Origin of the sequence: Pediococcus inopinatus (assembly GCF_002982135.1) — a bacterium.
Taxonomy (GTDB): domain Bacteria; phylum Bacillota; class Bacilli; order Lactobacillales; family Lactobacillaceae; genus Pediococcus; species Pediococcus inopinatus.
The window spans coordinates 1103530-1118605 of sequence record NZ_CP019981.1 but is presented as its reverse complement, the minus strand read 5'-3'; the positions used below and the strand labels follow the sequence as shown (position 1 = coordinate 1118605).

Below are 15076 nucleotides of genomic sequence, written 5' to 3'. Positions count from 1 at the left end.
GAGAAGGCAAAAAAATGCAGCTAGAAAAAGAGATTGAAAGATTATTATCTGATAATAAACAAAGCGAAATTTTTCCAATGAATATGCTTACAATAAAGCAAAGGCGTGTTGCCGTGATTGGTGAAAATACTGAACAAGTTTTAAATGTAATACTTAATCTATTAGCATCGAATAAGGTTGTTGTGCCAATTCATCCTAAGTTGCCAGCAGAAAATAGAGAATATTTATGTTCATTAGCAGACGTGGATCTTATTATTACAGATAACAAAGAACTAGAAAGTGGCAGACTAAAAGTACCTATCATTTATATCGATGACTTATATTCTAATTTAAAGGAAAGCAATCTCATCAATAAAAAGTACTCTGCGCAATTAGTGAACTGTCCTATGATATTTTTCACCTCTGGTACTACTGGTCGATCAAAGGCAGCAGTTCTAAAAAAAGTGGCATTAGAGCAACTTTTTTCAACTATGATGGAGGCTCTAGAAGTTTCTAATCTAGATTGTCTTTTGATGTATACTCATATTTCTTTTATTCAATCGTTTTGGAGTGCGCTTATTGTACTATTCTCTAAGGGAAAAATTATACTGAAAAGGAAAATGGAATATGAACATTTCTTTGATGAATTAGACTACTATAATGCCACAATGACTGTTGGAGTACCGACAATGCTGAATAAAATTGTACGGCAATATAGTACGACAATTCGCCCATTAAGAAATTTACGGTGCATTATTAGTGGTGGTGAAATATTAAACGTGCACAATACTAAACGTTTGTTGTCAACCCTACGAAACACTTCAATTGCAAATGCTTATGGCATGGTGGAAACCACGGCAGTTTGTACTTTATACTATGGAAGAGATTTTAATAGGATGGACTCTGTCGGAAAGCCTTTAAACAATATTCAAGTGATAATTAAGAACAAAAGCATAGATGGTATTGGAGAAATATTAATTTCGTCGCCCAGAATTATGAATGGATATTATCCAACAACTTTAGATCAGGAGGACCATTGGATCAATACCGGTGATCTAGGGTATATTGACGACGATGGAGATCTCCATGTTCTTTCACGAAAAACTCTTACCATCAATAAAGGGGGGGTGAAGATTAATCCATTTGAAATTGAAAAAATTATTTTGGAAGACGAACATGTAGAAGCAGCGTATGCAAAAAGAATTCCAGATGTTATCTACGGAGAAAATTTTAATCTTGAAGTTATTGCAAATGCAGACTACCACAACAGTATTGTTCAATATATAAACAGCACTCTTACGGCCTACTATCGACCGAAAAAAATTAAATTTGTAAATGCTTTTGAATCTACGATTACTGGAAAGATTAAGAGATAAATCATATGAGAAAAAACACTAGAAATGCTATTTTAAATTATCCACGTGGCACTTATGACATAGATGAAAAACATTATACGAAATATTTAGAAATCTTATATATGTTGGAAAGTATTGCTAGATCTTGTGGTTTTGAAATGATTAAGACCTCTCCTTTTATGTACAGTGAACTTAGCCAGTTTGCAAAAGCAGCTAAGGGCAAAATATATGAAATCAAAAGTCAAAAAAGGAAAGATATCGCGCTAACGTCTGACTCGACTTTGTCTATATTGCGTTTCTATTATGCAAGGTACTATAGAAAATCAAAAAAAATATGCTCAAACATAAAAGTTTTTCGACGTAATAAAAAACGAAGAGAGTTTTCACAATATTGTTTTGAAATCGTTGGTGCAAATAGTCCAGAGGACATAGAAATAAACGTTTTGTTAATTCTAGATAAAATCATAAATAATATAAAACCTAACTACAAGATTAGTGTCAATGACTTTGCGATATGGAAGAATATTTTACTAGACTTTGGTGATTACAAAGAAGTGCTTTACAAGATTCGAATGGAAAGTGATCCACTAACTTATTTAACAAAAACATTGAAGTTACCAAAGAAATCTATCGAATTTTTAAAATTTGCATATTTTAACCAAGCTTTAACAACTAATGAACTAATCGAGTATTGTCAGGTCCATAATTTGTCGGTTTTTCTTATTAGATTTAAGAATTTGCAAGAGCGTTTAAAAATTTTAGGGGTGAAACTAGACACAACGTTTAATTTTTTTGATTTTCGTGGTTCCGAAATTTTTGAAAACAGATATTATAAGTGTTTAGATACTTCTGGTAGTCCATTTTTAGATGGTGGTAATGATAGTGAATTTTCATCAAAGATTCTTGGATATTCCTCCCAATGTGGCGGGGTTGCAATCTGTTTAGAAGCAGTACTAGACAATTACGTTGGAAAAGACTTACCCAAACGAGCATTAGTAAAAATGGGACATATCAAAAAAGAGGATTTTTATTTGATGTTAGAAAACCTCCGTTCTTGTGTTTCATTAGGAATTGAATTTATCGAAGATGATGCACCTTATTCGATTTCACGTTCAAAGAAAAGAGCGTATTGTGATTCATTTGACTATTTCATGGTTCTTGGAGAATACGAGATGAAAAGAAGGACTGCAGAATTAGAAGACTTAGCTACTCATGATAAAAAAAAGTTGAATTGGAGATGAATGATTATGGGACGAACGATTAGCTTAGGATTGAGTTCAGCAGCAAGTTGGGCGTGGGGAGTTTCCTTTCTACTTACTTACACCTTAATACAAGGAAAAGGCATTGTACCATTTGCAGTGTGGGCTTTTTTCAACACCATTGCAGTTCCCGTATTTGGGTTATTATTTAAAAACTTAATAGAGCTAAAGAAAATGTTAGAAAAAAATCGTTTATTGTTATATTTTGTACTAATAGTTCAGTTTTTTTCGATTATAATAAATTTACAGGCCATTTATCAAATGGGGACGTTAGTTGGAATTTCTTCAACCGTGGCTACTTTTATCACAATGGTATGTGGAACAGTTTTTGTCTTAAGTGTATATCATAATCTGTTTAACGTTGTATTGTATAGTAATGTGGTTCAGTGGTTGATTGTATTCGTGTTTCTCGCGGTAATTATCATATTGATTCCCAAAGGACCAGGCAATACAGTTGAACACTTTTTTGGAAAAAGCCAAGATGTATCGTGGTCATTTTATGCAGGTGCTCTTCTGATGTGTAGTCCATTCGTTGATTTACAGGGTTGGATTAGAGCACAAAAAATTGATGAAGAAAAACGGTATGGTGCATTTGTTTTCCATGGTATTTTCTTTGGAATGTATATGTTATTAATATTTGTTCTTTCTAAATATAAGCTTAGTAATAGTGTTGGATTGTCACTCTTTTTATTGGTAATAATGATTGCAACTTCAACTATACAGCCTAATGCATATGCACTGAAAAACAATATGAGAGGAGGATTGTTTTTCGCACTTTTGGGATGTCTGCTTTGGCCGTTTTTAAAATCATTAGGGATATTAACCCTTTGGACTTGGTTGGCCAGTTTTAGAGGCGTGGTTGTAATTCTAATGTTAATCGCGTTGTTTATTCAAAAGTTAAGACATATCAAATCCGATAAACTTAAAATGTCGAAAAATGAATAAGAAATCATTTATATTCTTTTATGGATTAAACAGTATTGGTCAAAACTTTTATTACCTTGCGATCCCAATGATTGTTTATGCAATTACAAAATCAGCTTCATATATGGGAATCATGACAATTTTACAAACATTGCCTGTAATTATGTTTGGTGCGATTATTGGTACCATTGTGGATAATTTCAATCCTAGGCACACTTTGGAGTTAACGTTGGTTTTTCAAGTAGGATTGAATGTAGTATGAATTCATGGACACGATTTAGTATAATTCCATTATAGGAAGGATCGTGTTTTTATGACCAAAGCAGAAATACTCAGTTGATTTCAAGAAAATGATTGTCAAACTCTATCAGGATGGAATCCTAAAATTCTAAAAGAACTCCATAAAGAAGGTAAAAGCGTCAGTATTAAATTAGTGCAACGTTTGATGCGAAGAATGGAACTCAAATTAATTACGCGTAAAAAATGGCATTACCAACAGGCAAATGACCTTGATAACTTTGATTATCCAAATATTCTTTCACAAGATTTTAGTAAAACAGCTCCCAATCAGAAGTGGTGGGCTGATATTACTTATATTCACACCAAAGCTGATGGCTGGTGTTATTTATCAAGCATTCAAGACCTATATTCACGTAAGATTATTGCCCACAAACTGAGTCGCCATATGACTGCCAATCTTGTGAACGATACTTTACAACAAGCTTTTGAAACTAGAACAATCACGGATAAGCTGATTGTGCATACCGATTTAGGGAGCCAATATCGAAGCACCAGCTTTGAAGAACTGCTGACGGAACGTGGTATCCGCCATTCTTATAGCAGGCTTGGTTGTCCATATGACAACTCAGTTTTAGAATCATTTCATGCCAGTCTTAAGAAGAAAGAAGTTTATCAGCATCATTATCAAAACTTTAAAGCAGCAACTTATGCCTTATTTAGCTACATTGAGGGCTTTTATAATAGCAATTGGACTCATAGCAGCATCGATTATTTAACCCCAAATGAAAAAGAAAAATTAGTTGCTTAAATTATACATAAACGTGTCCAGATTCTTGACTTAAATCCAGTGTACTCACTGTCCTGAGTCCTTTTAAATTTAATCATGTTTATAATTTCACTACCATTCATTCAAATAAAAGGCGATAAATTGTTAGTAACAAACCAATTCATCGCCTCAAAGTCTTTTTTTAAATTACCAACTTCAGAATTCTACGGAAATTTTAATTGCCAAAGGTCGGATCCTTCTTCGGCTACTTTTCTGATTGCGGTAAGAGTCTTATACCACCATTTATTTTTGTAGCTCGTTCTACCTTCGATAGTCTTCAAATCATTTTCTGATAATTCTACACCCAGTTTAGAAACTTTATCTAAGCTTTTCATAATATTTATCTCCTGTACTAATTATAGTAAAATCGAGATTATTATTACTAAAAACAGTAAAAGTCTTTGAATGCAAACGATTACATAGACTTCGAAAACACACCAACAAAAATAACGTGCTCTTAAGACGCTCACTACCTTCATCAACCGCGTTATACACTCTTCCACATAAAGATTCACAAGCAATTTTAAATTAATTTAAAATTGCTTTAGCATCAGCATAAAACCAATAAAAACCATAATGAGGCCAAAGAAAGCAGCGCTCCATAAGGATACTAAAATAAATGAAGAGGTCTCCTTTCCGCCATGCTGCTTTAAGTGCCTAAATGTCCTGTAAACAGAATAGAATTGCCATATTGCCAACAATAAAGCCACAACTCCAGTTAATCTTTCAACCAATGAAATCACCTTCCTTTAAAAAGTTAGAACTACCGACCATAATACCACCATCATGTTTGTTATTTTCACTTAATTTGAAATAGTGGCTATTTTGTGAACATTTTGAATTTTTTAATATACTTTTGTGTCAGCAATGTTATTTTGGAGTCTTTAAGTGCGACTTTTAAAATGATACATTTATTTTTCCGTAGAAGGACTTAATAAGTGTCCATTTTTTTGTAAAATGTTTTCGATTTAAATCCTTTTCGAATGATTCCTTATAATATGCGAATATAGGAATAGTTTTTATGAAATTGATTAAAAAACGCCCACATCTTGCAAGAAGTGATGGATAATTTTAAATTGCGGTCTATACCGCACGGTAATGAATAGGTGATACTCCCATAAAAAGTGCGGACGACTCATTAGTATTACGATACAGTGAACCATTATTAATTGGCGTCATAGCCAATTCCATAGATGATGCCAATAACTTCCAGGCAATGATCAGGAGTCTCGAGCGAGAAGGTAGACCAATGATAAATGCTTGGAGAAATCCAGCGTATACAGTGTTTTGAAAGTGACAGCGGGACAGCAAAGAACTATTACGTTTGTATCCTAGTTCATGGACAAATAACATCATTAAAATTCGATAGTAAAACTGGGATACAAGTGTTTCCTGAATACCGATCAAGATGCTTTTCCAGTTACGAAACACTGTGTGAATCAAAATTTTCTGAATTTTCATCCTATAAAGTTAGCAGCAGGAAGAAGTTTTCGAAGTGGTAAGCGTGAGAAAAAAGTTTTGGATATCTTAATTAAAAAAGTCAAATGGTGATAAGATCATTTTATAAAGATCTTAATTTAAATGTTGAGGGATGAGAAAACGTCATAATTGTTGGTGAATCGGAAGCGTGGAATCGACATTACTGAAAACTTGCGGGATTGATAGCGTGTTCCTGTGAAGGCGACATTAGTTTTCTGAGTAAAAGTTTTACGGAACTAAATTAAAATGAATTATTTTTTCACAACCAAGTAATTGGTTATATTCCGCAAGAGATTGATTTGATACATTAAGGGCTTTTCAAAATATTCAGTTGCTATAGCTGTATAATAAATGGGCTTAAGTCAAGAATCTGGACACGTTTATGTCTAATTTAAGCGGCTAACTTTTTTGTTATTTGGTGTTAAATAATCAATACTACATTCAGTATATTTAGTGAGTTATGAGCCTGTGGCTTCAATTCATTTATTGCAACGAGAAAAAAGTAAGTTACGTAATTTTTGCACATGTTGGTAGTAATTTAATTTCGTTTTTTCTTCTTCTATCGACCTAAAATGCCTTTACATCAGTACTTAGTTGTATAATTAAGATATAAAAAATGAAATCGAAAGAAGTGCATTTTTATGGTCAGTGGAATTATAGTTGGTATTCTGGTATTAGGATTTTTCGGTTGGCCTGCTTTATTTTTCGTAATGCATATTTTGCAGTTTCACTTGCTTTTATAATCGGAATTATTTTTTAATAAAATTTCGATAGCATTATGGATATTCTGGGTAACAATTGTAGCAGGTTTGATTATTTTTTATAAAGTATGCTCAAAATCAAAAAGGCAAGTAAACCAGGTAAGGACAACTAAAAGAAGGCTCTGATAGGTAATCTTTGGTCAAACCATACCTTTACAAAAAGCCGTCGCTGTGATAATCTGTTAAGCGTTGGTAATTTTGCAACTGAAAGTAATGGCGGTATAGCCAAGTGGTAAGGCAGAGGTCTGCAAAACCTTCATCACCGGTTCAAATCCGGTTACCGCCTTGGTTTAGACCATACGTTGTAAAACGATTTTTCCTGTTTTAATGGGAGAAATCGTTTTTTTGTTTAGAAATAATTTTATTAACCAAGCATGTACAGACGATACAAAAGAAAAAGAAGTAGAATTCAAGCACTGAATTCTACTTCTTATTTTTTTTATTTTCAAGAATTATTTTCCTAATACTCATAATGATATCCGTAAAATCATAAGCAGCAAATGCAGTAATCAGCCAGCGATATCCGGAAGACGAGCTAACCGTATCGCTTTGCAAGTAATAAATAAAAAAGATACCAAATAATAAATCGAGAATCATATTTATAATAAGCGGGCGACTAATTTTTATTTTCATATTGAACCTTTCTTTGTATATTGTAATGAATTAATCATAGCACAAATAAATAAGTATTTATGAACAACGGCCTTGACATTTTTTGTTTACAAATGTAATCTTATATTTGTAGATTACATTTGTAAACGAAGGAGATATTATGACCGAGGATTTAGCTATTACTACTTCCGAATGGGAAGTAATGCGAATTGTTTGGACCTTAGGAAAAGCAACTAGCAGTGAAATCATTCAATTATTAGTTAGAAAACGTCCATGGAAGGCATCAACGGTCAAGACTTTAATTGGTCGGTTAGTGCAAAAAGGAATGTTGACAGCAACAAAAGATGGACACACAAATACTTATCAGTGTGCAATATCTGAGCGGAACGCTATGCAACAAGAAGCAAATAGACTTTTTCAAAATATGTGTGCTATGAAGAACGGAAAAGTTTTAGCGCAACTTATTCAAGAGATTCAATTAAGTAAAACCGATATCCAGAATCTTCAAAAGGTTCTTAATGATAAATTGCAAACGGCACCTGACCAAGTAGCATGTAACTGTATACCAGAGGAGGAGTTAACAAAATGAATGACGATATGATGGATATGAATATGGATCACGATACCATGAATCATGGTGGACATATGATGCATATGGGTAATTTAAAACAAAAATTCTGGGTGTCACTTATTTTGACGATTCCAATCATTTTAATGAGTCCAATGATGGGAATGGATTTACCTTTTCAATTTAGTTTTACTGGATCCAACTGGATTGTCGCAGGGTTAGCTACGATTTTATTTTTCTATGGAGGAAAACCATTTTTCAGTGGTGCAAAAGGTGAGTTGCAAGAGCGTAAACCGGCAATGATGATGCTGATCGCTTTAGGAATTTCGGTTTCATATATATATAGTATATATGCTTTTATCGCAAACGATATTTTGAATATTCAACCACAAAAAGAGAGTTTCTTTTGGGAATTATCTACGCTAATCGTAATTATGCTTTTAGGTCACTGGATTGAAATGAATACAGTTAGCCGAGCCGGTAGTGCCGTGGATGCCTTAGGAAAGCTATTGCCAGATAAAGCCCATCTTGTCGAAAATGAGAAACTGCGCGATGTCAAGATTATGGATATTCAAAATGGAGAAACTTTACAGGTTCGTGCTGGAGAAAAAGTTCCTGCAGACGGGGTTATCATTTCAGGGAAATCCACGATAAATGAAGCAATGGTTACGGGCGAGGCAAAACAGGTCGAAAAAGTTGCGAAGGATAAAGTCATTGGCGGTTCAATTAATGGTGATGGTACATTTGAGTTTAAAGTCACCGGGACAGGCGAAACGAGTTATCTTGCGCAAGTACAAAAGATGGTTGCCGACGCCCAACAAAATAAATCTAAAATTGAAAATACAGCAGACCGTGTAGCAGGATGGCTATTCTATGCAGCTTTAATCATCGGAATTATTGCTTTTACAGTGTGGACCGCTTTTAATGGGTTATCTGTTGGTCTGTCCATTACTGTGACGGTTCTAATCATCGCCTGTCCACATTCATTAGGTTTAGCAGTTCCACTAGTCACTGCTCGTAGCACGGCACTGGCGGCCAATCATGGCCTTCTAATACGCAATCGAGATGCGATGGAATCAATTAAAAAAATTAAGTACGTTCTGATGGACAAAACTGGCACTTTAACTGAAGGATTATTTAAGGTTCGTCATTTTGAGAGTTATCAAAATGATTTAAGTGACAATCAGATGCTTCAAATTATGGCTAGTTTAGAAAATGGATCTAGTCATCCAATGGCAATTGGTATTTTAAATGAAGCAAAGCAACAGAAATTAACTGTAGCGCAGGCTCAAAATGCGACCCAGCTGACTGGCGTTGGGTTACAGGGGACAGTTGAAGGTCAAACTTATAAAATTGTTTCTGCAATGTATTTGGAAGAACAGAAGTTAAGTTACAACGTAGATTCATTTAAAAAGTGGGCTAGTGAAGGAAATTCAGTCGCCTATCTAATTTCTGAAGAGGTTGTTGTGGGAATGGTTGCTGAAGGAGATCTGATTAAGCCTAGTGCGAAGCAGGCAATTCAAACATTCAAGGATATGCGTAGTGAACCGGTTATGTTGACTGGAGATAATGAAGAAACCGCGAAAGTAGTAGCGGATCAGCTAGGAATCACCACTTATCGTGCACAGTTGCATCCAGAAGATAAACAAAAAATAATTGGTGAGTATCAGGGACGAGGAGATCAAGTGATGATGGTAGGAGATGGCGTAAACGACGCGCCAAGTTTAGCAAAGGCCAATATTGGAATTGCTATTGGTTCTGGAACAGATGTCGCCATTGAATCAGCTGATATTATATTAGTGAAGAGCGACCCGATGGATATTGTTAGTTTCATTAAATTAGCTAAAAACACACATAAAAAAATGATGCAAAATTTATGGTGGGGCGCAGGATATAATTTGATTGCATTGCCACTTGCTGCAGGAGTTTTAGCTCCCATTGGGTTTATGCTTGACCCGATGGTTGGGGCAGCTATTATGTCATTAAGCACAATTATCGTAGCAATCAATGCGATGACCTTAAAAGTAAAATAAATAAAAACACTTCGGACACTTGGACTTTTTAAAAAAGGGGTCTACACTTTCTGGTATTGGTGAATAACTGATACCAGTTTTTATTTTGAAAATTAAAAGGACATCTGTCCTCTTTGTGCTACGATTTAATCACCAAACAAAATCGAAAAGAGGAAAAACAGATGTCCCTAACTAATTCTATCTTAAGCTTGTTTGAAATGACAGACCCAAATATAACCGTAACTGGTGTTACCAAGAAACGTTGCCCGAATGGACAACGAATTCATGTCGTTCACGCCAACCTTTCTTATCAGCTTGTGAAATGTCCCCATTGTGGCCATAAAAGTCTAATTAAAAACGGTACCCACGTTAGTCATCTAAGGTTGGGAACCTTATCAGGCGGACGTTATGAAATGCAGCTAAGAAGACAAAGATATCAATGCCAACATTGTTTAAAAACCTGTGGAGCTAAAACTAACCTCGTTAGACGTAATGAAACTTTTACCCACAATGTTAAACATCAGGTCATTGTGCTAGCTCGTGACATGCTGACCAGTAAAGAAATCGCTAAAATTTGTGGCATTTCACCAAGTAGTGTGCAACGTATTTTAAATGCAAATATTCACTTGGCTTACCGTGTTAAGCAACTTCCACCAAATCTTTGTTTCGATGAATTTCGTTCCTGTAATCATCTAATGTCCTTTAACTGTTGCGATGCCGTTAGTCATCGCCGCATTGTGACCCTCGAAGATCGTCTCAGTAAGGATATCATTGATTACTTTGAAGCTCGTTATTCAGTTCAAGAACGTGCGAAAGTTCAAACAATTACTATTGATATGAACGCCGAATATGCCAGCTTTATTCATCGTTTATTCCCGAACGCTGTCACGATTATTGACCGTTTCCACATTATTCAGCTTGCTGGTCGTGCACTAGACAATGTACGTACACGCATTATCCGTACTTTTCAAGATAAGCATTCACGCATTTACCGCATCCTTAAATCTCAATGGCGTTTATTTCATTTGGCAGAAGAGAAAATCAATGACACTAAGCTTATCTATTTACGAGGCATTAACGAGTATATGACCCAACAGAACGCCATCGACCTTGCCTTAGATGAATTTCCAGAATTCAAAACTGTGTATCAAACTTATCAAGGCATTCTAACTGCTATCCACCAAAAGAATGCCACGGGATTTAAAAATTTGATTACCAACTACCAAGTAGCTGGTAATCAAATGGACGTCACCATTTCAACCTTCGTTAAGAACGGCTCAGCAGTGCTCAACAGTTGTCGTTATCCGTATTCTAACGGTCCTATTGAAGGACTTAATCGCAAAATCAAGGTATTAAAGCGTAGCTGTTTTGGTTTTCGAAATATTCATAACTTCTTCATTCGTATCAGTTTAATTCATGAGTAAACAAAAAGCACATTCACCGAAGTGAACATGCCTTCAAAAATCTCTACCAATACAGTTTGACAGAGACCCTAAAAAAGCTCGAGTTTACGGAGTGTTTTTATGATTTTATACAAACTAAAGGTACTATGGTTGCAAACTATGCAGCTGGTAGGCACTGTAATTTGTATCGTGATAGTTATAAGCGCCACTATCACTGTATATCTTAAAAGGTTCGTAGCTCTTGGACCGCCGCCAAAATGAGTAGTCAGAGTCCAATTGCCAAATGGTTAGTAAAACGCGTGCATTTGGTTTTTTGTCAGGTTGTAACAAAAATAAATCATTTAAACCTAATGGAAGATGCCCGGATGCCGTAAATCTCATGACTTTAGCATCGAGTACTTTAATTTCCTCTTTTGAAAGGGTCATAAATGCAAAACGATAAAATCCGTTCCAACTGAAATCGCCAACGTGAAATGACACATTATAAATTAGTGGATTAGCAAAAACGGATGGTTTATCGGAAATGTCTAATAATTGAAAATCATTTTTGATTGCTGAACTAGAAAGGGTAATAAATTTATGTTCTGGATTATTTTTTTCGATTTGGTTAAGAACCGGCCAGCTTCCGAAAGTTGATGAAATTGTTTTAAGCATTATAATTCCCTCCTCTTATGTCATACTTAATTATTTAAGCATCAATACTTAACTTACACTTTCATTATACCTTGTTAGCAAAAAAATATGAAAAGGTTTTCTTTTTTGAGCCTGATATGTTAAATTAAGTATAGGAAACGGTTAATTACTTGCGGGACGCAGGTGAAAAGCATAATCTAAAAGTAAACGAGAGGGGCGTATAAATTGAAATTAACGGTGTTAGGTTATTATGGTGGGTATCCTTGGAACAATGTTGGGACTAGTTCATATTTGATCCAATCTGGAGGCTATAATCTCCTCTTAGACTGTGGAAGTGAAGCTTTACTGACGCTGGAAAAGGTTCTTGATCCCTTACAATTGGACGCTGTTTTGTTATCTCATTATCACCATGACCATACGGCGGATGTTGGTGTTCTTCAGTATTATTGGCAGTTGAAGAACGGTTCAAAAAAGGAAGCAGTTTTACCAATCTATGGACATACTCAGGATCCGTTAAATTTTGGTGCATTAACCTGGCCAAACTCAACGGTTGGAAAGGCTTATAGTGAAGATCAGACCTTAGATTTAGGGCCTTTCGAATTAACTTTTATGAAAACACAGCATCCGGTTCCGGCTTTTGCAATTAAACTTGTTGAAAAAGTTTCGCAGAAAGTGCTCGTTTTTACTTCTGATACAGCTTATTTTTCTGGTTTAGTAAGTTTTGCGCAAAATGCCGATATGTTGATGACAGACACAAATTTTTATGCAGACAAAACAGGAAAAAAATGGCACATGACGTCAGCTGAGTCTGGAGACTTAGCAAAACTAGCACATTCCAAACGCCTTCTCTTAACGCATCTTCCCCAAGAAGGTAGCTTAGACACATTAGTGCAAGAAGCCCAAACTAGTGCGGGAACAAGTGTTCAAGTGGAACGTGCACATAAACTCCGAACATATCAGATTTAGCCGCCTAATTTGCAAATTGGTATAGTTTACATTTAAACGATTTGACCGTTCTTTTATGTGCTTTTTGTTATTATGTATAATTATTGTCTTCAATAAGAATTTAATTAAGAAGACTTATTGAATAAATTAACGTTAAAGATTAATATGTTATATATTAACTAGGTATGAAACAGTGGATCTGAGTCAAGAATCCGGACACGTTTATGTATAATTTAAGCGACTAATTCTTCCTTTTCATTCGGGGTTAAATAATCAATGGCACTATGAATCCGATCATTGTTGTAAAAGCTCTCAATGTAGCTAAATAAAGCCACATTTGCTTCATCAAAATTTTGGTAATGGGTCTGATAAACTTCCTCTTTTTTTAAGCTGGCATGGAATGACTCCAGAACTGAATTGTCATATGGACAACCGCGCTTGCTATAAGAGTGCTGGATATGGCGTTGTCGTAGAAGTTCTTCAAAGGTGGTGCTGCGGTATTGACTGCCTAAATCGGTATGAATGATCAACTGGTCTGTTACTTTTCTGGTTTCAAAAGCTTGTTTTAAAGTGTCGAGCACTAGATCGGCAGTCATGTGACGACTCAACTTGTGGGCAATGATTTTACGTGAATACAGATCCTGGATGCTTGATAAATAACACCAGCCATCAGCTTTGGTGTGAACGTAAGTGATATCGGCACACCATTTTTGATTTGGTGCTGTCGTGCTAAAATCCTGAGCGAGCAGGTTCGGATAATTCGCTTCGTCGATATTATTTGCTTGTTGGTAATGCCACTTCTTTAGGGTGATCGATTTAAGTTCCATTTGGCGCATTAAACGCTGAACTAACTTGATGCTTGCGGCTAGTCCCTCTTTTTTCAATTCCTTTAAAATCTTAGGAGCGCCATAGACCCGACGGTGATTATAATAAATGCGCTTGATCGCTTGGCAGAGCGTCTTTCGATGTTCTGCTTGTGGTGAGATATAATGATTCTGTTGATCATAATACGTGGAACGAGGGACTTGTAGTACCTGACAGATCTCCTTAATGCGATGTTGCTTTAGATTTGGTTTGATTGCGGCTTGCCAATCTTCCGAGCTTACTTTTTGGCGAATATGGTTAAGGCTTTTTTTAAGATATCATTCTCACTTTCAAGCCGATTAAGACGCTTCTGTAGCGCTAAAATATCAGCTTTCGAGGCACCAGTTTCTTTGTCCTCTTTGTATAAATTGATCCATTTGTAAATAGTGACATTTGCAATACCATATTCATTTGTAAGCTCAACTACCGAGGTGCCATCCTGGTAGAGTTTAACGATCATTTTTTTGAAATCAACTGAGTATTTCTGTTTAGACATCAGAACACGATCCTTCCTATAATGGCATTATACTAAATCGTGTCCATAGATTCATACTACATCCACAGAATATCCGATAGTGTTCAATAGTAATTTACAAAAAGTAAGAAAAAAGTTTGTAGAAACTATAGATTTATAAAGCGCGGCGGGTTATAATAGTTTATGTAAAGAGATTGAACTTGCTTATTAAAAGCTTAATTTGGTTCGATTTGTTAAGGAGGAAAAAATATGGTTACTTTATATACTTCACCGAGTTGTACATCTTGCAGAAAAGCGCGTGCATGGCTCAAAGAGAATAACATTCCATTTCAGGAACGTAATATTTTTTCCGAACCATTGACAATGGATGAAATTAAATCCATTCTGAGAATGACAGAAAATGGAACGGAAGAAATTATTTCAAAACGTTCTAAAGTATTTCAAAAACTAAACGTAAATCTTGATGAATTACCATTACAGAAACTTTTTGATTTAATTCAAAAAAATCCTGGCTTACTAAGAAGACCAATTATTTTAGATGAGAAACGTCTTCAAGTTGGGTACAATGAAGATGAGATTCGTCGATTCTTACCACGGGATGTTCGGGCATACGAGCTTCGCGAAGCACAACGTTTAGCTGATCTTTAGAATTAAGGGCAGGTTAATTGCAAAAAGTTAGATTTGTGGGATAATATCCATGAATCTATTTTTTTAGTTAGATTCTGTTGTGACACACAGCAG

At 35.3% G+C, this 15076-nt stretch carries 17 protein-coding genes and 1 tRNA gene; 11 read left to right on the top strand and 7 right to left on the bottom strand.

Annotated features, from left to right (window positions below; all coding sequences use genetic code 11):
- The first annotated feature begins 14 nt into the window (after positions 1-14).
- The 5 genes from PI20285_RS05625 (at position 15) to PI20285_RS05605 (ending at position 4565) form a co-directional block, all read left to right on the top strand.
- Positions 15-1355, top strand: coding sequence for an AMP-binding protein (locus PI20285_RS05625; RefSeq protein WP_057775329.1), 1341 nt, complete (start codon positions 15-17; stop codon positions 1353-1355).
- A 5-nt stretch (positions 1356-1360) separates the two neighbouring features.
- On the top strand, positions 1361-2575 hold the full coding sequence (locus PI20285_RS05620; protein ID WP_057775331.1) for an ATP phosphoribosyltransferase regulatory subunit: 1215 nt from the start codon (positions 1361-1363) through the stop codon (positions 2573-2575).
- Between the two features lie 6 nt (positions 2576-2581).
- Positions 2582-3538: a hypothetical protein gene (locus PI20285_RS05615; RefSeq protein ID WP_057775332.1), complete on the top strand. Its 957-nt coding sequence runs from the start codon at positions 2582-2584 to the stop codon at positions 3536-3538.
- Positions 3539-3605: 67 nt separating this feature from the next.
- The gene (locus tag PI20285_RS05610) at positions 3606-3779 is read left to right on the top strand and encodes a hypothetical protein (RefSeq protein ID WP_156406542.1); all 174 of its coding nucleotides are present in this window, start codon (positions 3606-3608) and stop codon (positions 3777-3779) included.
- A 123-nt stretch (positions 3780-3902) separates the two neighbouring features.
- Complete coding sequence (locus tag PI20285_RS05605) at positions 3903-4565, top strand: IS3 family transposase (protein WP_105782202.1); 663 nt, start codon at positions 3903-3905, stop codon at positions 4563-4565.
- Between the two features lie 182 nt (positions 4566-4747).
- On the opposite strand, the gene PI20285_RS05600 is transcribed toward PI20285_RS05605, so the two are convergent.
- The 3 genes from PI20285_RS05600 to PI20285_RS11605 form a co-directional block, all read right to left on the bottom strand.
- Complete coding sequence (locus PI20285_RS05600; protein ID WP_057775338.1) at positions 4748-4918, bottom strand: hypothetical protein; 171 nt, start codon at positions 4916-4918, stop codon at positions 4748-4750.
- A 198-nt stretch (positions 4919-5116) separates the two neighbouring features.
- Positions 5117-5317 carry a hypothetical protein gene (locus PI20285_RS05595; RefSeq protein WP_057773259.1) on the bottom strand — a complete coding sequence of 67 codons (201 nt, stop codon included), beginning with the start codon at positions 5315-5317 and terminating at the stop codon, positions 5117-5119.
- Between the two features lie 349 nt (positions 5318-5666).
- Positions 5667-6044: a hypothetical protein gene (locus PI20285_RS11605; RefSeq protein ID WP_156406545.1), complete on the bottom strand. Its 378-nt coding sequence runs from the start codon at positions 6042-6044 to the stop codon at positions 5667-5669.
- A gap of 994 nt (positions 6045-7038) precedes the next feature.
- Here PI20285_RS11605 and PI20285_RS05590 point away from each other — a divergent pair.
- Positions 7039-7109 (top strand) — tRNA-Cys (locus tag PI20285_RS05590).
- 137 nt (positions 7110-7246) lie between these two features.
- On the opposite strand, the gene PI20285_RS05585 is transcribed toward PI20285_RS05590, so the two are convergent.
- Complete coding sequence (locus tag PI20285_RS05585; protein ID WP_057775513.1) at positions 7247-7456, bottom strand: hypothetical protein; 210 nt, start codon at positions 7454-7456, stop codon at positions 7247-7249.
- Between the two features lie 139 nt (positions 7457-7595).
- Here PI20285_RS05585 and PI20285_RS05580 point away from each other — a divergent pair, with 139 nt between their 5' ends.
- The 3 genes from PI20285_RS05580 to PI20285_RS05570 all read left to right on the top strand — a co-directional run bounded on the left by PI20285_RS05580 (position 7596) and on the right by PI20285_RS05570 (position 11439).
- Positions 7596-8024, top strand: a complete 429-nt coding sequence (locus PI20285_RS05580) for a CopY/TcrY family copper transport repressor (protein WP_057775515.1) — start codon at positions 7596-7598, stop codon at positions 8022-8024.
- Positions 8021-10036 carry a heavy metal translocating P-type ATPase gene (locus PI20285_RS05575; RefSeq protein ID WP_105782201.1) on the top strand — a complete coding sequence of 672 codons (2016 nt, stop codon included), beginning with the start codon at positions 8021-8023 and terminating at the stop codon, positions 10034-10036. Before PI20285_RS05580 ends, PI20285_RS05575 begins: the two co-directional genes overlap by 4 nt.
- Before the next feature lie 113 nt (positions 10037-10149).
- Positions 10150-11439 (top strand): ISL3 family transposase, encoded by a 1290-nt coding sequence (locus tag PI20285_RS05570; protein ID WP_245080531.1) that lies wholly within the window; start codon positions 10150-10152, stop codon positions 11437-11439.
- A 123-nt stretch (positions 11440-11562) separates the two neighbouring features.
- On the opposite strand, the gene PI20285_RS05565 is transcribed toward PI20285_RS05570, so the two are convergent.
- Positions 11563-12072, bottom strand: a complete 510-nt coding sequence (locus PI20285_RS05565) for a hypothetical protein (protein ID WP_057775610.1) — start codon at positions 12070-12072, stop codon at positions 11563-11565.
- Positions 12073-12276: 204 nt separating this feature from the next.
- On the opposite strand from PI20285_RS05565, the gene PI20285_RS05560 reads away from it, so the two are divergent.
- On the top strand, positions 12277-13017 hold the full coding sequence (locus tag PI20285_RS05560) for an MBL fold metallo-hydrolase (protein ID WP_057775608.1): 741 nt from the start codon (positions 12277-12279) through the stop codon (positions 13015-13017).
- Between the two features lie 212 nt (positions 13018-13229).
- On the opposite strand, the gene PI20285_RS05555 is transcribed toward PI20285_RS05560, so the two are convergent.
- Positions 13230-14114, bottom strand: coding sequence for an IS3 family transposase (locus PI20285_RS05555; protein ID WP_105782154.1), 885 nt, complete (start codon positions 14112-14114; stop codon positions 13230-13232).
- Positions 14099-14356: a transposase gene (locus PI20285_RS05550; RefSeq protein ID WP_063698079.1), complete on the bottom strand. Its 258-nt coding sequence runs from the start codon at positions 14354-14356 to the stop codon at positions 14099-14101. Before PI20285_RS05550 ends, PI20285_RS05555 begins: the two co-directional genes overlap by 16 nt.
- A gap of 228 nt (positions 14357-14584) precedes the next feature.
- Here PI20285_RS05550 and spxA point away from each other — a divergent pair, with 228 nt between their 5' ends.
- On the top strand, positions 14585-14983 hold the full coding sequence (gene spxA / locus PI20285_RS05545; protein ID WP_057773010.1) for a transcriptional regulator SpxA: 399 nt from the start codon (positions 14585-14587) through the stop codon (positions 14981-14983).
- Positions 14984-15076 lie beyond the last annotated feature (93 nt).